Origin of the sequence: Burkholderia sp. Ac-20349 (assembly GCF_017104865.1) — a bacterium.
Taxonomy (GTDB): Bacteria; Pseudomonadota; Gammaproteobacteria; order Burkholderiales; family Burkholderiaceae; genus Burkholderia; species Burkholderia aenigmatica.
Map to the genome: position 1 here is coordinate 58,884 of NZ_JAAGPM010000005.1, position 20,120 is coordinate 79,003.

General features: G+C 65.0%; 15 protein-coding genes and 1 pseudogene. 12 read left to right on the top strand and 4 right to left on the bottom strand.

Annotated features, from left to right (window positions below):
* Nucleotides 1-56 precede the first annotated feature (56 nt).
* Nucleotides 57-1,130: a porin gene (locus G3N61_RS03395; RefSeq protein WP_244912163.1), complete on the top strand. Its 1,074-nt coding sequence runs from the start codon at nucleotides 57-59 to the stop codon at nucleotides 1,128-1,130.
* Between the two features lie 17 nt (nucleotides 1,131-1,147).
* Nucleotides 1,148-2,578: a cytosine permease gene (locus G3N61_RS03400; protein WP_205821561.1), complete on the top strand. Its 1,431-nt coding sequence runs from the start codon at nucleotides 1,148-1,150 to the stop codon at nucleotides 2,576-2,578.
* A 60-nt stretch (nucleotides 2,579-2,638) separates the two neighbouring features.
* Here the strand turns inward: G3N61_RS03400 and G3N61_RS03405 are convergent, their stop codons facing one another.
* The 3 genes from G3N61_RS03405 to G3N61_RS03415 all read right to left on the bottom strand — a co-directional run bounded on the left by G3N61_RS03405 (nucleotide 2,639) and on the right by G3N61_RS03415 (nucleotide 5,195).
* Nucleotides 2,639-3,289, bottom strand: coding sequence for a response regulator (locus tag G3N61_RS03405; protein WP_051890081.1), 651 nt, complete (start codon nucleotides 3,287-3,289; stop codon nucleotides 2,639-2,641).
* Nucleotides 3,290-3,645: 356 nt separating this feature from the next.
* On the bottom strand, nucleotides 3,646-3,816 hold the full coding sequence (locus tag G3N61_RS39395; RefSeq protein ID WP_241017540.1) for a hypothetical protein: 171 nt from the start codon (nucleotides 3,814-3,816) through the stop codon (nucleotides 3,646-3,648).
* A 209-nt stretch (nucleotides 3,817-4,025) separates the two neighbouring features.
* Nucleotides 4,026-5,195 carry a porin gene (locus tag G3N61_RS03415; protein WP_043185706.1) on the bottom strand — a complete coding sequence of 390 codons (1,170 nt, stop codon included), beginning with the start codon at nucleotides 5,193-5,195 and terminating at the stop codon, nucleotides 4,026-4,028.
* Nucleotides 5,196-5,842: 647 nt separating this feature from the next.
* Between G3N61_RS03415 and G3N61_RS03420 the strand changes: the two genes are divergently transcribed.
* The gene (locus G3N61_RS03420) at nucleotides 5,843-6,976 is read left to right on the top strand and encodes a TIGR03364 family FAD-dependent oxidoreductase (protein WP_346778541.1); all 1,134 of its coding nucleotides are present in this window, start codon (nucleotides 5,843-5,845) and stop codon (nucleotides 6,974-6,976) included.
* A gap of 236 nt (nucleotides 6,977-7,212) precedes the next feature.
* Here the strand turns inward: G3N61_RS03420 and G3N61_RS03425 are convergent, their stop codons facing one another.
* Nucleotides 7,213-7,884, bottom strand: coding sequence for a TetR/AcrR family transcriptional regulator (locus G3N61_RS03425; protein WP_089454213.1), 672 nt, complete (start codon nucleotides 7,882-7,884; stop codon nucleotides 7,213-7,215).
* A gap of 355 nt (nucleotides 7,885-8,239) precedes the next feature.
* Here G3N61_RS03425 and G3N61_RS03430 point away from each other — a divergent pair, with 355 nt between their 5' ends.
* The 9 genes and pseudogenes from G3N61_RS03430 to G3N61_RS03470 all read left to right on the top strand — a co-directional run bounded on the left by G3N61_RS03430 (nucleotide 8,240) and on the right by G3N61_RS03470 (nucleotide 20,021).
* The gene (locus G3N61_RS03430) at nucleotides 8,240-9,052 is read left to right on the top strand and encodes an enoyl-CoA hydratase-related protein (RefSeq protein ID WP_089454267.1); all 813 of its coding nucleotides are present in this window, start codon (nucleotides 8,240-8,242) and stop codon (nucleotides 9,050-9,052) included.
* Between the two features lie 29 nt (nucleotides 9,053-9,081).
* Nucleotides 9,082-10,266, top strand: a complete 1,185-nt coding sequence (locus G3N61_RS03435) for an acetyl-CoA C-acyltransferase family protein (RefSeq protein WP_089454214.1) — start codon at nucleotides 9,082-9,084, stop codon at nucleotides 10,264-10,266.
* 47 nt (nucleotides 10,267-10,313) lie between these two features.
* A complete protein-coding gene (locus G3N61_RS03440) occupies nucleotides 10,314-11,870 on the top strand; it encodes a long-chain-fatty-acid--CoA ligase (protein ID WP_089454215.1) in 1,557 nt (518 codons plus the stop codon).
* 160 nt (nucleotides 11,871-12,030) lie between these two features.
* Nucleotides 12,031-12,270, top strand: a pseudogene (locus tag G3N61_RS03445) (pyridoxamine 5'-phosphate oxidase family protein); the annotation flags it as partial.
* A 759-nt stretch (nucleotides 12,271-13,029) separates the two neighbouring features.
* Complete coding sequence (locus tag G3N61_RS03450) at nucleotides 13,030-14,523, top strand: NAD-dependent succinate-semialdehyde dehydrogenase (RefSeq protein ID WP_241017552.1); 1,494 nt, start codon at nucleotides 13,030-13,032, stop codon at nucleotides 14,521-14,523.
* Between the two features lie 29 nt (nucleotides 14,524-14,552).
* The gene (locus G3N61_RS03455) at nucleotides 14,553-15,719 is read left to right on the top strand and encodes an iron-containing alcohol dehydrogenase (protein ID WP_205821563.1); all 1,167 of its coding nucleotides are present in this window, start codon (nucleotides 14,553-14,555) and stop codon (nucleotides 15,717-15,719) included.
* 52 nt (nucleotides 15,720-15,771) lie between these two features.
* Entirely contained in the window at nucleotides 15,772-17,235 is a 1,464-nt protein-coding gene (locus tag G3N61_RS03460; RefSeq protein WP_205821564.1) for an NAD(P)/FAD-dependent oxidoreductase, read from the top strand.
* 12 nt (nucleotides 17,236-17,247) lie between these two features.
* On the top strand, nucleotides 17,248-18,231 hold the full coding sequence (locus G3N61_RS03465) for an alpha/beta hydrolase (RefSeq protein WP_205821565.1): 984 nt from the start codon (nucleotides 17,248-17,250) through the stop codon (nucleotides 18,229-18,231).
* Nucleotides 18,232-18,398: 167 nt separating this feature from the next.
* Nucleotides 18,399-20,021: an AMP-binding protein gene (locus tag G3N61_RS03470; RefSeq protein ID WP_205821566.1), complete on the top strand. Its 1,623-nt coding sequence runs from the start codon at nucleotides 18,399-18,401 to the stop codon at nucleotides 20,019-20,021.
* Nucleotides 20,022-20,120: the final 99 nt, after the last annotated feature.

Below are 20,120 nucleotides of genomic sequence, written 5' to 3' on the forward strand. Positions count from 1 at the left end.
TTCCGGCAAGCGTCTGCAGGCATGAATCGAACGACCGAAACCACGGGAGACACACAGTGAAGAAAACCAGATGGATGGCGATGGCCGTCATGGGCGTGCCGCTGGCGGCCGCCGCGCAAAGCAGCGTCACGTTGTACGGCGTGCTGGATGCCGGCGTGACCTTCATCAGCAATCAGGGCGGGAACCGCAACACGGTGATGTCGACCGGGATGCAGGTGCCCAACCTGTTCGGCCTGCAAGGCAGCGAGGATCTGGGCGGCGGGCTCAAGGCGATCTTCAAGCTGGAAGGCCAGTTCGGCCTGGAGAACGGCCAGTCGATCGGCGGCGGCACGTTCGGCCGGCAGACGTATGTCGGACTGGCAAGCCCGTGGGGCACGCTGACGTTCGGCAACCAGTACGAGTTCATGTTCGAGTCGCTGTCCGCGCAGCGTCTCGGTCAGTCGCTCGGCTACGTCAGCCTGTACAACCTGCAGCAGGGGCCGTTCCAGGGGCTCGGCACGCCGTATGGCGGCCTCGATTTCAACCGCGTCGCCGGTGCGTTCCGGGTCGCCAACTCGGTGAAGTACCTGACGCCGGACTATCGCGGGCTCAATGCCGGCGTGATGTACGGCTTCGGCGGCGTCGCGGGCTCGTTCGGGACCGACAGCACGATCAGCGCGGGCATCAACTATGCGAACGGGCCGCTCGGGCTGAATGCGGCCTACACCTATGCGAAGGATCCGTCGATCAACAACGGACGCGACGGCATCCGCAACTGGGGGCTCGGCGGCCGGTACACGATCGGCAAGCTGCAGCTCGACGCGATGTACACCAACACGCGCAACACGTTCAGCAACGCGCATGTCGACGTCTATCAGGCCGGCCTCGACTACATGTTTTCGCCGTTCACGATCGTGCATGGCGACTACCAGTACATGAAGGGCAATGCGCAGCTCGGCAACAACAAGGCGCATCAGTTCGGCGTGACGCTCGACTACTGGCTGTCGAAGCGTACGGATATCTACACGAATCTCGTGTACCAGCGCGCGAGCGGAAATGCCGACGCGAACGCATGGATCTCCGGGTTGTCGGCGCCTGCCGCCGGCGGCAACCAGACGGCCGTGCGCATCGGCATGCGCCACCTTTTCTGAGCCCGGAGGACGTCATCATGCATAGCGAATCCAATCTCACCTCGCGTACCGACGATCACGCGCTGGAGGCCGTGCCGGACAACGAGCGCCAGAACTGGCTGCAGTTGTCGTGGAGTACCGCGGGCATCGTCACGACGCTGATCCAGTTGTTCGTCGGCGCGCTCGTCACGTTCGTCGCGGGCATCCGGATCGGCCTGCTCGCCGGCTTGTTCGTCGCCATCGCCGGTGCGCTGCTCGGCTGGGGCGCCGGCCATATCGCGTACCGCACCGGGCTGTCGAGCACGGTGCTGTCGCGCCGGCACGGCCTCGGGCCGCGCGGCTCGGCGCTGCTCGCGCTCGTGTTCGGCTTCATGATCACCGGCTTCATCGCCCTCGAAAATGCGCTGCTCTACAAGGGCTTCCTGTTCTATCTCGACCGGCCCGATACGCTCGACATGCGCCTGCTCGTGTACGGCATCCTGTCGGTCGCGTGGATCCTGCTGACGGCCTTCGGCTTCAGGCTGGTCGCGCGCGTGTCGTCGCTGGCGCTGCTCGCGTTCCTCGCCGTGCTGGCCTACATGATGGTCGAAGTCATCGCCGCGTCCGGACAATCGTGGGCGTCGGTCACGCAGTTCGGCGCGCAGATGCCGGTCGCCGCGCTTCACGCGCTCGGTGCGGATACCGACATCGGCAAGTTCACTTTCTGCGTGAACGTGATGATCGGATCGGCCGGCGCGCTGGCGCTGATCGACGCCGATCTCGGGCGCTATGCGAAATCGTCGCGGGACATCGCGATTGCGGCGGTGATCGGCAACGTCTTCATGGATGTCGTGATGGTCGCCGTCGGCGGGATCGTGATGTATGCGGGCATGGACCAGATCGTGGCCCATCACATGAAGGCCGGCGGGATGACCGAGGCGGCCGCACGGACACTTGCGCTGCAAAGCCCGGACAGCGTCGCCGTCGCGTTCATCGTGTTCGGCGGCCTGTTCGGCACGTTGCTGATGGTGTTTGCGCAGTCGAAGGCACAGGTGCTCAATACGTACAGCGCGTCGCTCTCGCTGACCAATCTCGCGGACGCGTTGTTCGACTGGCGGCCCGGCCGCTTCACGTTCGTCGTGCTGGCCAACGTGCTGGCCTGCCTGATGCTGGTCGGCTCGATCCTCGCGTGGTTCAACTCGTTCATCACGGTGCTGGGCGTGCTGACCACCGGGTTCGCCGGGATCGTCATCGCCGACTATCTGCTCGTCGGCCGCATGCCGGGCTGCGCCGCACCGGAGGACGAGGAGATCAACTGGGCCGGCGTCGTGACGGTGGCGGCGGGTTTCGTGCTGGCGCACTACGTGCTGGAACGCGTCGTGCCGATCGAGTTCTTTACGTCGCTGATCACGTCGTTCGTGCTGTATCCGGTGCTGCGCGTCGGCATGCTGAAGCGCACGAAACCGGCGCGCGGGCAGGTCGAGGGCTGACCTGCGCGACATCCGGCCGGCCGGTCCCGCCACACGGACGGTGGCCGGACCAGCCGCGGTTCATTCTTCGTGCTGCGGGGTGCCGCGCATCCCGAGCCGCACGAGCTCGGCGAGCGACGTTGCACCGAGCTTCTCGCGGATGTGCGCGCGATGCACTTCGACCGTCTTGTAGCTGATGTTCAGTTCGGCCGCGATCACCTTCGATGCCTTGCCCTCGATCAGCAGGTCGAACACTTCGCGTTCGCGTGCCGACAGCTGCTTGAGCAGGTCTTGCGTCTGGCTGTCCGCCTGGGCCTGTCGGTACTCGCGCAGGCCGACCTTCAGCGCGTCGGCGACCTTGTCGATCAGATCCTGGTCGTTATAGGGTTTCTCGAGAAAATCATAGGCGCCGCCCTTCATCGCACGAACGGTCATCGGAATGTCGCCGTGCGCGGTCAGGAAGATGATCGGAAGCCGGAATCCGGCGGCGCGCATGCTTTCCTGCAATTCGAATCCACCCATGTACGGCATGCGAATGTCGAGCAGCAGGCAGCCGGGGATCTCCGGATCGGCGCCGGACAGAAATTCGCGCCCGTTCGAGAACACATCCACCTGGTGTCCTACCGATTCGAGCAGCCAGCGCAGCGACACGCGTACCGCTTCGTCGTCGTCCACGACGTAGATCCTGGGCGCGCGGTCGTGTTGGGGGGGACTCGATCGACGGCTGTCCATGTGCGTTTCCTGTTTCGTTGCTGCTTTTCGGTGAGGTCGTTCGGGTCGTTCGAGATCCGGATTCAGGATTGAATCGCATTCGAACCTGTCGCAGTCTGCGGGGCGCAGCTGGATTCCGGTGCGGAAACCGTGGGAATTCTAGCGTTTCAATATTGGCCGGGACAGCCGGGAAAGTCCTCACCGGGCGTTGATCTCCACGCAGTGAGGCGTGCTTTCCGCGTCGGATGCGGGACGGTCCGACGGTGGGTGGTCGGCCGTGAGTCAGGATGACGCAATCACGTGCGTCGCGGCCGGTTCACGGTCAAGTCGATTTGTCGCTTCGAGAGAAGCAGCCGAAATGGCGACCCGCCCGGCCTTCATCGAACAACCACGCGGCGTGCGACGACAGCGGCCAGCAGTGGCGCGGCAGCGAATGTGGCGGACAACCACACGGCCGCATGCTGCGCATCGGCGAGCCCGCCGAGCGTCGAGAAACCGGCGAGATTGGCGACGAGACCGCCGAGCGCGGCGCCGATTTGCCACACCAACCGCTGCCTCGGCCGAGGGCTGCTGCGGCACGACGAACGCAAGTGCGGCGAGTGCCAACATCACGACCAGCGGCCCGCCGCGCACGAGTGTCTGTGCGGCGCGCAGCCGTACCCGTATGAGCGGATGGTCACGTATCGGTGACGCACAGCATAATCCGACGGCGGCGACCCCGGATGCAGGCACGCACCCGGGGCAAACAACATCGCGATCAGAACTTGTGACGCAGGCCCAGCGCGACGATTTCCTGCGACTTCGTGCCGGCGTAGCCGTACGAACCGATCGACGCCTGCGCATCCTGCGTGACCAGTTGCCCGCTCGCGTTCACGACCTGCTGCTGGCCGCTCGCGTGCTGGTACGCGCCGATCAGATAGAGGTCGGTGCGCTTCGACAGCGCGTAGTCAGCGCCCACCGATACCTGGTGATACTTCGCGTCGACGTTGCCGCTTGCCTTCGTGTACGCATAGCCGATACCGAGCAGCAGCGGCGCCGATGCCTGATACGTGGCGAATGCGCGGCCGGTGTTGTACTTCTGCGTGTTGGCGAAGCCGGCGAGCGAATCGCCGTCGCGGCGGTACTGTGCGTTGCTGTAGCCGAGGCCCAGCGTGACCGGGCCGATCGCGTACTGACCTGCGACCTGCGCGATACCGATGCTCTTCGCGCTCAGGTAGCCGCTGTTGATCGGGCCGTCGAAGATCGCGTCGGACGAGCCGCTCCAGCCCGCGGCGCGTGCGGCGCCGCTGACGTTGTTGGTGTAGAAGTAGCCGCCGGCGATGCCCAGCGGGCCGTTGTTGTACGCGGCCGCGATCGCGTACGTGAGGCCCGAGCCCGTCGAGCCGGCGACGCCGCCGAAGCCGTACATCGCCTCGACCTGCAGGCCGGCCAGCACCGGCGACGTGTATTTGACCGTGTTGTTCACGCGCAGGCTGTTGTCGTTGTTGTCGACGTCGCCCGGCGTCGCGAAGATGCCGCCGAAATAGTTGTCGCCGGTGACGCCCTGAACCAGGTCGACGACCGGATCGTACTGGCGGCCCAGCGTGACGGTGCCGTACTGGCTGCTCTGCAGGCCGACGAACGCCTGACGGCCGAACATGCGGCCGCCCTGGCCGAGGCGGCCCGTGCCCGAATTGAAGCCGTTTTCGAGCTGGAACACGGTCTTCAGGCCGCCGCCCAGATCCTCGCTGCCCTTCATGCCCCAGCGGCTGCCCGACAGGTTGCCGCTGCCCATTTGCCACAGATTGTTACCCGTGCCGCTGTTGCCGTGAACGTACGTGATCGACGTGTCGATCACGCCGTACAGCGCGACGTTCGACTGTGCGTGCGCCACGCCGGTGACACCCAGCAGCGACAGCGAGAGGGCGGACAGTGCGAACTTCTTCATCGTTGAATTTCCCATGCGAGAGCGATGCTTGTTTAACTAAGGACTGTTAATAAATTGAAAGGTCGATCCGAGCGCTAGCATCGTGTGTGTCGACCCTTCGTTGTGTCCGTCAGCCGGAGTCACCCGGATTCCCGGCGACGCGTTTTCCGGAGACACGGCAGTGTTGCGGCCCTCGGTGACATGCACATGAAAAACCACAAAACAGCATGAATTGGCTGAAATTGCCACGAAGCATGGCGGGCCCGGGCGATCGAACGTGGGCGCGCGGCGAGGACGGGGGCGTGTTGCGTGGCATGCTGTTCCTACGCGCGTGAAAATCGCATTCGCGCAATACGGGTGTGATATTTCGGCATGTCATCTCTACTCCGAAAGCGGATTCGATCGACGCGAATGCGGTAGATGCGAATGCAGTGAGCCGACGGATCGGCACGGATTTCCGCCAAGTCATGTAGTGGCAAAATATGTCAATTCATGCGAATTTGCGGTTTTTCATTCGGATGTCATTTTGCGTCGCGATAGTGCGTGATCGGGCGACCGGCCCGTTCGCTCTGCTCCCGGGGCGCCGTCGATGGGGCGCGGCGAGCGGCAACCGATGCGCACGGCCCGACGGGCGGCGCGTGTCATCTCGACAAAAGGAACGTGCAATCGTGAACGCCATCGCAGCGGCAGATTCTTATGACGTGATCGTCGTCGGCGCCGGCATCGTCGGCCTCGCACATGCCTATACGGCGGCAAGCAAGGGGTTGCGCGTCTGCGTGATCGAGCGCGATGCCGCTTGCGTGGGTGCGTCGATCCGCAATTTCGGGTTCGTCACCGTCACGGGGCAGCACGCCGAACATAGCTGGCGGCGTGCGCGCGCGAGCCGCGAAGTCTGGGCAGACGTGGCGCCGCAAGCCGGCATCGACGTGCTTCACCAGGGCCTCCACCTGATTGCGCGTCGCCCCGAGGCGCTGCACCTGATCGACGCCTTCATGCAGACCGGCATGGCCGACGGCTGCCGGGTCATGACGCCCGGCGAAGCGGCGGCCGTCGCGCCGGCGTTGCGGCTGGACGGCGCGCAAGGCGTGCTGCATAGCCCGCATGAACTGCGCATCGAGCCGCGTACCGCGATCGGGTTGCTGGCGGCGTGGCTGGCGGAACGCTTCGACGTGCGGTTCCGCTACGGCGAGATGGTGCACGAGGTGCGCACGCCGTCCGTGCGTACGTCACGCGGGGTGCTGCACGCGGAGCGCGTGATCGTCTGCGGCAATGCGGACAGCCGTCACCTGTACGGCGACTGGTTCGCGCGGCACGAGGTCCGGCTGTGCCAGTTGCAGATGCTGCGCGTGCGGCCGCACCGCCCGATGGCGCTGCGCGCCGCGGTAATGAGCGACCTGAGCCTGCTGCGTTACGCGGGTTTCGCGGCGCTGCCCGCGGCCGACGCGTTGCGTACGCGCCTGAAGGCGGAAGAGCCCGTGTGCCTCGGTTACGGCATCCACCTGATTGCGGTGCAGAGCGCCGACGGCAGTCTCGTCGTGGGCGACTCGCACGAATACGGCGCCGCGCCGCTGCCGTTCGCGACGCAGGAGATCGATGCGCAGATCCTGCGCCTGCTGCAAGAGACGCTCGATGTGCCGGAACTGGACATCATCGAGCGCTGGACCGGCAGCTATCCGTCGGCCTCCGATGCCGATTGCGTGATCGAGGCGCCGGACGACGGCACGCGCGTCGTCGTCGTGACGAGCGGCGCCGGGATGAGCACGGGCTTCGGGATCGCGCAGGACGTATTTGCCGCGTGGTGATGTCGTGGGCATGCGGGTCGCGCATTCGACGGATTGGCGGGACTCGCGGGACGCGCGCGGCCGATGATCGATGGGGCCGCCCGCGGCGTGCTGGTCGAGCGTATCGATAACGCCCGTCCCTGACATGCGGGTCGGCCAGCGTGCCGGCTACCCGCGACACGGCATACAGCCGACCAAGGCCGTCCGGCGCGGCGCCCCGATCCTGTCGCTCCGCCGAGCGCGGCCCGATTACTCCTTTACTTGACCACCACCTCCGGGCGCAGCAACAAGCCGCCGGTGAGCGTCGCAATGCAGTGCTCCGCGACCTGCTCGGGCGTGTATTCGCCGCCGGGCTGGTACCAGCGCCCGATCCAGCTCAGTGCGCCGCCGATCACGAAGGCCGCCATCTTGGGATCGCACGGCGCCAGCGAACCTTCGTCGATCCCTTCCGCCACGAGCCGGCGGAACTGCTGGTCGATCGATGCCTTGAGTTGCCGCAGCGCCGCGCGGCTGTCGGGCGGCAACTCGTCGTCGCCCACGCGGATCAGGCACATGCCGAAATCCATCGTGACGATCCGCGCATACACGTTCATCGACGCGACCAGCTGGTCGACCGCCTTGCCGCCGGCGCTGCGCGATTGCTCGATGCCTTCCAGCACCATCTCCAGGCCCTTGCGGACGCACTGCAACAGGATGTCGTCCTTGTTCTTGACGTAGTAGTAGAGCGTCGGCTTGCTGACGTGCAGCTCGGCCGCGATGTCGTCGAGCGAAGTGGCGTGAAACCCCCGCTCGTTGAAGAGCCGGGCGGCAGTCGACAGCACCGCGTTGCGTTTCGCTTCGCGCTGCTGTTCGCGCTCGGTGGCGGGCGCCCAGGGTGACGCGGGGTCGGCGGGGCGTCGGGACTTGGGCGCCGAAGGGGGATTGGACATGAGGCAAACGCGGGAAAGTACGGATGGTGAAGTATCGTTCAAAACCTAGAATCTACCGATTCGTAACTATGTTACTCGAAAGTAGGTTCATGGAAAAATCCGTGAAACACCCGTTGGTCACGATGACCGGGACGTGTTCGGTTCGGGTTCCGGCGGCCGAAGGGCCATCGAGCGGCGGTGCGCGAGCCGGCATGTCGTCGAACGCCGGACGCGACAGCGCGCGGCGCGCGGCAGGGGCGCTCGCGCAAACCGGCCGCCGCGATCGGGGCGCTTGCGGTGACCCATCGCCCGATCGACCGGGCATCCGGTGTGATCGACGGCCTGCCCATCACTTGCGTCTCTTCCTGACATGCCGATGAATACGACCGACTCACCTTCGCGGGACGTCCCGGGCGCCCCCGAACTGCAAGTGCAGCGCGCCGCCGCAGTCGTCACGCTGACCTTCAACCGGCCGCACGCGCTCAACGCGCTGGACGTACCGATGGCCCGCGCATTGCTCGCCGCCGCGAAGGATCTCGCGGCCGACCCTTCGGTGCGGGCCGTCGTGCTGCGCGGCGCCGGCAAGGGGTTCGTGGCGGGCGGCGATCTGGCGACGCTGCGCGCCGATCCCGTGCAAGGGGCCGTCGATCTGATCACGCCGATTCACGAGGCCGTGACGATCCTGGCCGGGCTGAACGCGCCCGTGATCGCCCAGGTTCATGGCGTGGCCGCGGGTGCGGGCCTGAGCCTGATGCTGCAGGCCGACTTCGTGCTGGCGGCGGAGGGGACGCGCTTCAACTCGGCCTTCATCAACCTGGGCGCGAGCTGCGATTCGGGCACCACGTGGGTGTTGCCGCGCCTGGTGGGGCTGCGCCGCGCGCTCGAAATCGCGATGCTGGGCGAGACGTTCGGGGCTGCCGATGCCGAGCGGCTCGGGTTGATCAACCGGGTCGTGCCGGCGGAGCGGCTTCAGGAGGAGGTCGATGCACTGGCACAGCGCCTCGCGTCCGGCCCGACGCTGGCCTATGGCGCGATCCGGCGCCTGATGCGCGAGTCGTTCGACCGCAGCCTGCCCGCGCAACTCGACGTCGAAGCCGAGGCGTTCCGCGCCTGCGCGGCGACGCAGGATTTCAGTGCCGGGCTGGACGCGTTCCATGCCAGGCAGGCTGCCCGGTTTGCGGGCTGCTGATCCCTTCCGTTCATCTTCCGGAGATCGATATGACCCAGCGTGACATCTATGTCGTCGGCACCGCGCGCACCGCGATCGGCACCTTTGGCGGCGCGCTCAAGGACGTGCCGAACACGCAGCTCGCAACCACGGTCGTGAAGGCGGCCATCGAACGCAGCGGCGTGGCGCCTGATGCGATCGGCCACGTGGTGATGGGCAACGTGATTCCGACCGAACCGAGCGACGCGTACCTGAGCCGCGTGGCCGCCCTCGATGCGGGCTGCCCGATCGAGACGCCGGCCTTCAACGTGAACCGCCTGTGCGGCTCGGGCCTGCAGGCCATCGTGTCGGCGGCGCAGGCTATCGGCCACGGCGATTGCGATATCGCGATCGGCGGCGGTTCCGAGTCGATGAGCCGCGGCCCGTACTTCGATACCGCGGCGCGCTACGGCGCGCGCATGGGCAACGCCGCGCTGATCGACTACATGGTCGGCATCCTGCACGACCCGTGGGAAAAGATGCACATGGGCATCACGGCGGAGAACGTCGCCGCGCGTTACGGCATTTCGCGCGACGCGCAGGATCGCCTTGCCGCGGAGAGCCAGCGGCGTGCCGCGTTGGCGATTGCGCAGGGGCGCTTCGACGAGCAGATCGTGCCGGTCGAGATCGGCACGCGCAAGGGTGTGGTCCGGTTCGATACCGACGAGCACGTGCGGGCCGATACCACGGTGGAGACGCTGGCCGGGATGAAGCCGGTCTTCAGGAAGGACGGCCTCGTGACCGCCGGCAATGCGTCGGGCATCAACGACGGTGCGGGTGCGGTCGTGCTGGCGACGGCGGAGCGCGTCAACGCGCTGGGCCTGCGGCCCCTCGCGCGTCTGGTCGGTTATGCGCACGCCGGCGTGGAGCCCGCGTACATGGGGATCGGGCCGGTTCCGGCCACGCGCAAGGTGCTCGAACGCACCGGGCTCAGGACGCAGGACCTGGACGTGATCGAAGCCAATGAAGCATTCGCCGCCCAGGCTTGTGCCGTCATTCAGGAACTGGGCCTGGATCCGGCCAGGGTCAATCCGAACGGATCGGGTATTTCGCTCGGCCACCCGGTGGGCGCCACGGGCGCGATCATCACCACGAAGGCGATCGCCGAGCTGCACCGGACGGGCGGCCGCTACGCGCTGGTGACGCTGTGCATCGGCGGCGGGCAGGGCATCGCGGCCATCTTCGAGCGGGCCTGAATCCGTTCGACGGCCGGTTCGAGATCGATCACCAGTCAGGAGACGTCATGCATTTGACCATTGGGCTGCATCGCGCGGTACAGCAGAAACCGAATGCCATCGCGACCGTGTTCGGCGAACGGCGCCGGACCTTTGCGGAACTCGGCGAGCGTGTGTCGCGGCTGGCATCGGCGCTGCAGACGCTGGGTCTCGATACCGGCGGCCGCGTTGCCATGCTCGCGCTGAATTCCGACCGCTATCTGGAGTACTACCTGGCGGTCCTGTGGGCGGGCGGCGTCGTCAATCCGGTCAATATCCGCTGGAGCCCTGCCGAAATCGCGTATTCACTCGACGATTGCGATACCGCGATCCTGCTGGTGGACGACGCGTTCGCAGCGATGGTGCCGGAGTTGCGCAGCCGGTCGACGGCGCTGCGCGCGGTCGTTCATGCGGGCGAAGACGCAACGCCCGATGGCATGCTGTCCTACGAGGCGCTGCTGGCCGCCGCGGCGCCGGTGCCCGACGCGATGCGCTCGGGCGAGGACCTGGCCGGCATTCTCTACACCGGGGGCACGACGGGCGTGCCGAAAGGCGTGATGCTGAGCCATCGCAACCTGTTCAGCAACGCGCTCGACATGCTTGCCGAAGGCGTGATCGCGGAGGACGGCGTCGGGCTCCACGCCGCGCCGATGTTCCATGTGGCCGACGTGACGCTCATGCTGGCGCTACTGCTGCGAGGCGGGCGGCATGTGTTCCTCCCCGCGTTCGATCCGGCCGCGGCGCTGTCGGTCATCGAGAAGGAGCGGGTGACCGATACGCTGCTGGTGCCCACCATGATCCAGATGCTGGTCGATCATCCGGCCATGAAGACGCACGACGCCAGCAGCCTCCGACTGGTCCAGTACGGCGCGTCGCCGATCAGCGAGGCGGTGCTGAATCGCGCGTTTGACGCACTGCCCGGCGCGGCATTCATGCAGCTTTACGGCATGACCGAGATGTCTCCGGTGATCGCCGTGCTGCCGCCTGCATGCCATACCCCGGAGGGCCGCCAGTCGGGCAAGTTGCGCGCCGCGGGACGGTCGACGTTCTTCGCCGAGATCCGCGTCGTCGATGCCGACGATGTCGAGGTGCCGCGTGGCACGCCCGGCGAAGTCGTCGCACGTGGCGCGGGTGTCATGCAGGGGTACTGGAACAAGCCGGCGGAGACCGCGGCGGCGATTCGCGACGGATGGATGCACACGGGAGACGGGGGCTATCTCGACGAGGACGGGTTCCTGTTCATCGTGGATCGCCTGAAGGACATGATCGTGACCGGCGGCGAGAACGTTTATTCGGTCGAGGTGGAAAACGCGATCGCGAAGCATCCGGCGGTCGCGATGTGCGCCGTCATCGGGATTCCTGATGAAAAGTGGGGCGAGACGGTTCATGCGGCCGTCGTGCTGAAGCCGGGTGCCGACGTAACCGGAGACGATATCAAGTCGCATTGCAAGACGCTCATCGCGGGCTACAAATGCCCGCGCAGCATCGAATTCCGCGACGCTCTGCCGCTGTCCGGTGCGGGCAAGCTGCTGAAGTATGTATTGCGCGACGCGTACTGGAAAGGCGCCGGCCGGTCGGTGGGTTGATGCTGCGGGGTGCCTGCTGCGATTGCCCCGGCCGCTCAGACACGTTTGCCGGAATCAGTACAACGAGCGTGATGGCTACGCGGCAGGCGGACATTACCTGTCGGACGGCGCGCCGGAACCATGCTGGTACCAGCCGCCGCCGCGCGGCGCGAGGCCAGGATCGCGCTTTGCCGTCGACAGGAAACTGCCGCGCACGGTGCTGCTGATCCACATCGACGCCGCCTATTTCCATTGCTCGAAGGCCATCGTGCGTTCGCGTCTCTTGGATCCGGGTGCGCGGATCGAACGCGACCGGCTGCCGAGCGCGGGTGCGATGCATCGGCGGCTGAGCGGCGGCACATTTGACGGCGATTCGTACGATCGCGATCTCCCGGCCCGCACGGTCGCCGGGCTGTACTGAGCGCCGACGGGGGGATTCACGCGCGCATCGGTGCGGATCGCCCGCCCGGGGAGCACATTGCAACTGACGGTCGCATCGCGCGACTGAACTCGTATGGGAACCGCCGGCAGAGGCCCGGAACGGTGGCTTCAATCGCTGGCGCGCCCGTTGTACGCCCACCGCCCGCGCTTTGACGCGCGATCAGGCTGCCGCCACGCGTGGCGGCGCGCCCCGCATTCGCCGCAGAACAGGTTGTCGCCGGCCATCGATTTGTGCACGGTGTACACGCCGCGGCAGCGTTCGTGCAGGCGATGACGTATCCGACGCCGGCAGCATGCCGGTTCCGAGGAGGCGGTGGGCAGTGACGTCGCCTGCAGCAGCGCATCGACGAACCCATCCGACCCACCCCAAGCGATCCACTCGTCTGACGCCCCAGCCTCGCGTGACCCGCTCTCCAGGGGGAACCGGTAGCCCGTGCAACTACTGAGTTGCCGCAAAAAATGGTTTATGGTCAAATGACCATGTCATTTGACCTACATACCTGTTTCATCCCCAATTGGAAGTGGCCGCGATAGCGCGGACTTTCCCCAGCGTGGGCAATATTTTGCGAAAGCGTCCGGGTGGCGGGGAAACTGGCGCGCGCCGGCTCCCCGAAGTCAGACGGATTCGCGCGAGATGGAGCGGGCGTCCTTGTAGTCAGGCCTGGGCGGTTTTCGCGGGTCGGCGCGAAAGCGCCTGGGTTGAGAAAAGAAATTTCTGGAGACAGTGCTCGTGGATGAAATGCACAGCAGGATGAACCAAGCGATCGATCCCTCGGCGCTACGCGCCCAACTGCGAGACGGATCCTTGCTGGAGACGCGTGCGTGGCTGGCGTCGGGATGGGTGGGGGGCACGGAGGGGCGTTCGTTTCCCGTAACGAATCCGGCCACGGGTGACATCCTGGCCCGCGTGGCCAGCCTCGGCGCCGCCGAGGTGGAGCAAGCCATTGCGGCGTCGGCGCTTGCACAGCAGGGCTGGCAGAAACGGACCAGCCACGAGCGCGCGAAGATCCTGCGCGCGTGGTACGACCTGATCGTTGCGAATGCCGACGATCTCGCCTTCATCATGACGTCCGAGCAGGGCAAGCCGCTGGCGGAGGCCCGTGGCGAAATCGTGTACGCAGCTTCTTTCGTGGAGTGGTTCGCCGAAGAGGCGAAGCGTATCTACGGCGACGTCATTCCTCACCCGCAAGGCGACAAGCGCATCCTCGTCATCCGTCAGCCGGTCGGCGTATGCGCTGCGATCACACCGTGGAATTTTCCTGCCGCGATGATCACGCGCAAGGTGGCGCCGGCACTGGCTGCGGGTTGTTCCATCATCGTGCGACCGGCGGACCTGACTCCGCTGACGGCACTTGCGCTTGCGGTCCTGGCCGAGCGAGCGGGAATACCGGCGGGCGTACTTCAAGTGGTGTGTGGCCCGTCGCGCGAGATTGGCGCGGTCCTCACGGCCAGCCCGATCGTGCGCAAGCTTTCGTTTACCGGTTCGACCGAAGTCGGCCGCGTACTCATGAGCCAATCGTCCGGGACGATCAAGCGGCTTTCTCTCGAACTCGGCGGCAACGCCCCCTTCATCGTGTTCGACGATGCGGATCTCGACGCAGCGGTTGAAGGTGCGATGGCGTCGAAGTACCGAAATAGCGGCCAGACCTGTGTGTGCGCCAATCGCTTTCTTGTCCAGGCAGGCATTCATGACCGTTTCGTCGAGGCGCTCACCCGGCGCGTTCAGGCGCTCAAGGTAGGGAACGGCGTCGAACCGGGGGTACAGCAGGGGCCGCTGATCCAGAAGTCCGCCTGTGACCACCTGAATCAGCTGATCGACGATGCGGTCAGCAAGGGCGCACGAATCGTCACCGGCGGGAAAGGCCATCAGCTCGGGAGCACGTTTTTCGAGCCGACCGTTATTGCCGATGCGACGCCGGCCATGCGTCTCGCGCGCGAGGAGCTCTTCGGGCCCGTCGGTCCGGTGTTCCGGTTCGAGGACGAGGCAGAAGCGATCGCGATGGCCAACGACACCGAGTACGGGCTGGCCGCCTATCTCTATACACGCGACCACGGCCGGATCTGGCGCGTCGGCGAGGCACTCGAGTACGGCATGGTTGGCCTGAATACCGGCGTGATTTCCAACGAGGTCGCGCCGTTCGGCGGGGTCAAGCAATCGGGCCTTGGCCGTGAGGGTTCCCGTTATGGAATCGAGGAATACCTGGAAATCAAGTACATGTGCACCCAGGTCTAACTGCCAAAGTCTGCATCAAGGAAACGTCAATGGAAATGTCCCCGCAATCGATGCTCTTCGAAACTGTTCCGTCCATTCTCCAGGAATGGGGTTGTGTGCGCCGCCTGGGTCAGGTGATGGCGGCGTGGACGGAGCGCCGTCATGTCCTGATCGTTACCGACGCGGGACTGCACAACGCCGGTGTGCTGGAACCGGCGAAAGCGTCGTTGGCGGCCGAGGGATTCCGTGTGGCGGTTTTCGACGAGGTCGTGGCCGACCCGCCGGAGATCGTGGTCTCGCGCTGCGTCGAGTTCGCGCGCCGTGCAGAGGCGGACATCGTCATTGGCCTCGGCGGCGGCTCGTCGATGGACATTGCAAAACTGGCCGCCGTGCTCACCGTCTCGCGGCAATCGCTCGCGGAAATGTACGGAATTGGCAACATTAAGGGTGCGCGCTTGCCATTGGTGCAGATCCCTACAACGGCTGGAACCGGGTCGGAAGTCACCAACATTTCCATCGTTTCGGTTAACGAAACAACCAAGATGGGCATCGTCGCACGTCAGCTGTATGCCGACAAAGTGATCCTGGACGCTGAATTGACGGTCGGCCTGCCACGCAGCCATACCGCTGCGACGGGCATCGACGCGATGGTTCACGCCATCGAGGCCTATACCAGCAAGCACAAGAAGAATGCCATCTCCGACGCGCTCGCACGTGAGGCGCTGCGATTGCTGGTGAGCAACCTGATTCCGGCTTGCGAAAACGGCGAAGACCGGCGCGCGCGAGAGGCCATGCTGCTGGGCGCCACCCTGGCAGGACAAGCCTTCGCCAATGCCCCGGTGGCCGCGGTCCATGCACTGGCGTATCCGCTGGGTGGGCATTTCCATATCCCGCATGGCTTGTCCAACGCATTGATGCTGGCCCCGGTGCTGCGTTTCAACGCCGAAGCGGCCGCTTCGCAATATGCGGAACTGGCAGACGTCGTAGGCGCGGGTGGAAAAGGCGACGCCACGGAGCGCACCGCGGCGTTCATCGCTTTCATGGAAGACCTGATGGACCGATCCGGCGCGCCGCGTCGTCTCCGCGACGTGGGTGTCACGCATTCGAGCCTGCCGACCCTGGCCGCAGATGCGATGAAGCAGCAGCGCCTGCTGTTGAACAATCCGGTCGTCGTCACGGAGCCGGACGCATTGCGCCTGTATGAACAGGCCTATTGAATCGACGCCGGAAAATCCGCAGTCGCCGTAACGCAAATATAGAGAGTGCACCGTGAACAATGTAGAAAGGATTGAGCACCACGAGATCGTTATCCTGGGTGCAGGCTTCGGAGGCCTCGGCATGGCCGCTCGCATGAAAATCGCGGGCATCGACGACTTCGTCGTGCTGGAGAAGCGTCCCGATCTCGGTGGCGTCTGGCTGGACAATTCGTATCCCGGCGCAGCATGCGATACCGAATCGCACCTGTACTGCTACAGTTTCCATCCGCATTTGCGCGTGAGCGCCATGTATGCCGGCCGCAATGAGCTGCTGCACTATTTGAAGTCGCTTGCCACGCGGTTCGACCTGGCGGAACACCTGCGATTCAACAGCGAGATCCGCAGTGCGGAATGGGATGCGGAGGCAAGCCGCTGGCGGTTCGAGCTGAACGACGGTTCCCGGATGACCTCCCGGTTCTTTGTGCCGGCCTGGGGGCAACTGAACCGTCCGATGATTCCAGCGGTTCGCGGCCTGGCGGATTTCAACGGCGAATATTTCCACTCCGCCGAGTGGCGGCACGACGTGGACTTGAGCGGCAAGCGCGTGGCAAGCATCGGAAATGCCGCCAGCGCCGTGCAGTATGTGCCGCTCATCGCGCCGAAGGTCGATCACCTGACGGTATTCCAGCGAAGCGCGAACTGGATCATGCCGCGCAACCAGATCGTCTTCTCGAAGGAGCAGCTCGATACCTACGAGCGCGAGCCCCATCTTTTCGAAGAAAGCAGGAAATCGCTGCACGCATTCCGCGAGTCCGGGTTCGAGCGTACCCGGATGGGTTCCAACGCCCAGATGGAAGGCAAGAGTCTCGCGTTGGCACACCTTCATCGCCAGGTGACCGACCCGGTACTGCGCGAGCAGCTGACGCCGGACTATGAATACGCGTGCAAACGGATTCTGCGATCGGACGACTACTATCCGGCGCTCATGCGCGACAACGTCGCGCTGGAGACGGCGGGGGTGGAATCGTTCGTCGACGAGGGCATCGTGACCCGCGACGGCCGTCTGCTCCCGTTCGACGTGGTCGTGTTCGGAACCGGATTCGAGAGTCAGGCATTCCAGGGCAGCCTGCAGGTTCGCGGGACGGACCGCACGTTGGCCCAGGCCTGGGAAGACGGCCCGGAAGCCTATCTGGGCATGACCGTGCCGGGCTTTCCGAACATGTTCATGTTGTACGGGCCGAACACGAACCTGAACCACAACTCCATCGTGTCGATGCTCGAGATCCAGCAGAACTACATCATCGACGCGATCGGCGGCATGGCGTCGGCCGGCGTGAAGGCAGTCAGCGTCGACCGGGCCGTGTTTGACGAATACAACGGCAAGCTGCAATCGGCGATGGCCGGCTCGGCATTTTCGGCGGGCTGTTCGAGCTGGTACAAGAACGCGCAAGGCAAGGTGATCAACAACTGGCCGGGCACGGTGGACGAGTACCGCGCGGCGACGCAATGGGATCAAAGCGTGTTCGCTGCGATCTGAGCGGAGAGGCACATGACATCAGTGCACTGGTTGCCGCTGACGGAGGTGGCTGACGATGCCCGGGACGCCGTCCGGGCGTTCCGCGAACTGGGCGGACGACACTACGGCAGCTTTTCCGTCGACCAGTCGCGCGTGAACTTCGTGCGTGCCTGCGAATTGAACGGCCTCACGGGCGACGAGGCCGTTGTCCATGAAGACATCGATGTTCCCGTCGCGGACGGCACCATTCGGGTCCGGCTCTATCGTCCGCCCGCCGGGGCGGGTGCCGACGGCAACCCGCTTGTCGTCTTCATTCACGGTGGCGGGTGGGTGATCGGCAACGTGGACACGCATGACGGCATCTGCCGTCATCTCGCACGGCATGGCGGGTGTGCCGTCGCGTCGGTGGAGTACCGGCTAGCGCCGGCGCACCGGTGGCCGGTCCCGCTCGAGGATTGCGAGCAGGCATTGGACTACCTGATGGCCAACGCTTCTGCGCTCGCCATCGATGCGTCACGGGTGGTCCTGGCGGGCGACAGCGCCGGCGGCAATATGGCGACCATCATCGCCAATGCGGCATCGGCAGTGGGACCCGCGATCATCGGGCAGATCCTGTTTTATCCGGTGACGGACCTGACGGCGTCGCTTCCGTCATACCAGCGCATTCAAGGCGGATTTCCGCTCGTCGCCGAGTCGATGCTCTGGTTCCGGGATCACTACGTGCCGGCCGGCACGCCGCTTGACCTTCCGCGCCTGTCTCCGCTGCTGCATGCGGAAGGGCGGCGGCAGCCACCGATGTTCATCGCAACGGTGGGGCTGGATCCGCTATGCGATGAAGGCATTGCCTACGCGTCGTGCGCGGCACGTGCGGGGAGCGAGGTCGAGCATCACCATCTGCCCGGACATCATCACGGCATCGTCACCGCGGCCGGCACTATCCCGGCAGCGCGCTATCTGCTGGGGCGCGCGGCTTCCTTTGTTCGGCGGCTTGCCGAAACAGACGGTTTCAATGATTGACACCTTGACCTTCGTGCAGACCGGCGCATCGCCGTGTGATGCGGTCGTGCCATCGACGCGTTCGCCAGGGATGAATCTCGCGTAGTTCGACGCGCCCGGCTCGTTGACGAGCCAGACGAGGGGCGTGGCGTCGCGCAATTATTCAAACGGGACAGAGGAGATTGGGTATGGAAAAGATCTGGCTTGATGCTTATCCACCGGAGGTTCCGGCAGAGATTGATTGCAATGCGTATCGATCCGCCAGCGCGTTGATTGAAGCAAGCTTCGGCAGGTTTCAGGGGAATCCTGCGTTTGCGTGCGGTGGCAAGCGGATCACGTATGGCGAACTCGACGCAATGTCGCGCTCACTGGCCGCGTGGTTGCAATCGCGGGGGCTCGAACGTGGTGCGCGTGTCGCCCTCATGATGCCGAATGTGCTGTCTTACCCGATCTCGATCTGCGCAGTCCTGCGCGCCGGCTACGTGGTCGTCAACGTCAATCCGCTTTATACGCCCCGCGAGCTGAAGCACCAGCTGAACGACAGCGGCGCGGAGGCGATCGTCCTTCTCGACGGTTGCGCTGCCACGTTTGACGGGATCAGGGCGGAAACGCAGGTGAAGCATGTTCTGGTTGCCACGCTGGACGGCGCTGCGCCAGCGGTGCGGATCCCGGGCGCGCATACGACATTTGACGACGCGATTGCAGAGGGACGTCGGGGCAAATTCGTGCCGGTCTCCCAGTCGCCGGATGACGTCGCTTTTCTCCAATATACGGGGGGGACAACCGGTGTGTCGAAAGGGGCGACCCTATTGCATCGGAACATCGTCGCCAATATTCTGCAGACCGATGTGTGGCTCAAGCCTGCTCGTCTTTGGCGGCCTGACGTCGCGCAGTTCATCACGGTGGCGGCACTGCCGCTCTATCATATCTTTGCGCTCAACGTGTGCTGCCTGTTGACGATGCATACGGGCGGGCTCTGCGTACTGGTTCCGAATCCGCGCGACATCGGTGAGATGATCAAGTCGCTCGCCGGATACAAGGTCACGAGCTTTCCGGGCGTGAACACGCTTTATAACGCGATGCTTCATCATCCGGAATTTTCTCGCCTCGATTTCTCCAATCTGCTGCTGGCCAACGGCGGCGGGATGGCCACCCAAGAGGTCGTGGCAAAGCGCTGGAAGGCGATGACTGGCGCGCCGATCATCGAAGGATACGGGTTATCCGAGACATCGCCCTGTGTCACGATCAATCCTGTGGCCCGTGGCGAATTCAACGGCACGATTGGTCTGCCGCTGCCCTCTACCGAAGTGTCGATCCGGGACGACGACGGCAACGAATTGCCGCCCGGAGAAGCAGGGGAGTTGTGCATTCGTGGTCCGCAGGTGATGGCCGGTTACTGGCAGCGGCCCGACGAGACCGCGAAGGTGATGACCGCGGACGGCTTCTTCCGATCGGGCGACATCGCGTCGATCTCCGCGGATGGCTTCGTGCGCATCGTCGACCGCAAGAAGGACATGATCCTCGTGTCCGGCTTCAACGTCTACCCGAACGAGATCGAGGAGGTCGTTGCCAAGCATCCCGGCGTATACGAGGTCGCGGCTATCGGCGTACCCGACGAGCATTCCGGAGAGGCGGTCAAGCTGTTCGTGGTCAGGAAAGCGCCGGAACTGACGGAAGAAGACCTGATGGCGTTCTGTAAAGGCCAGCTGACCGGCTACAAGCGACCGAAAAGCATCGAGTTTCGCGACAGCCTGCCCAAGAGCAACGTCGGGAAGATTCTTCGACGCGAGTTGCGGGCGCCGAACGGTTGACGTCATGGTCAGGGCCGATGCCTGCGAGGTCGAGCCGCCCCACCTTGCACGTCCCCGAACCGGAACAGCAACGACGGCGGGAAACGTCCGTTGCGAGAT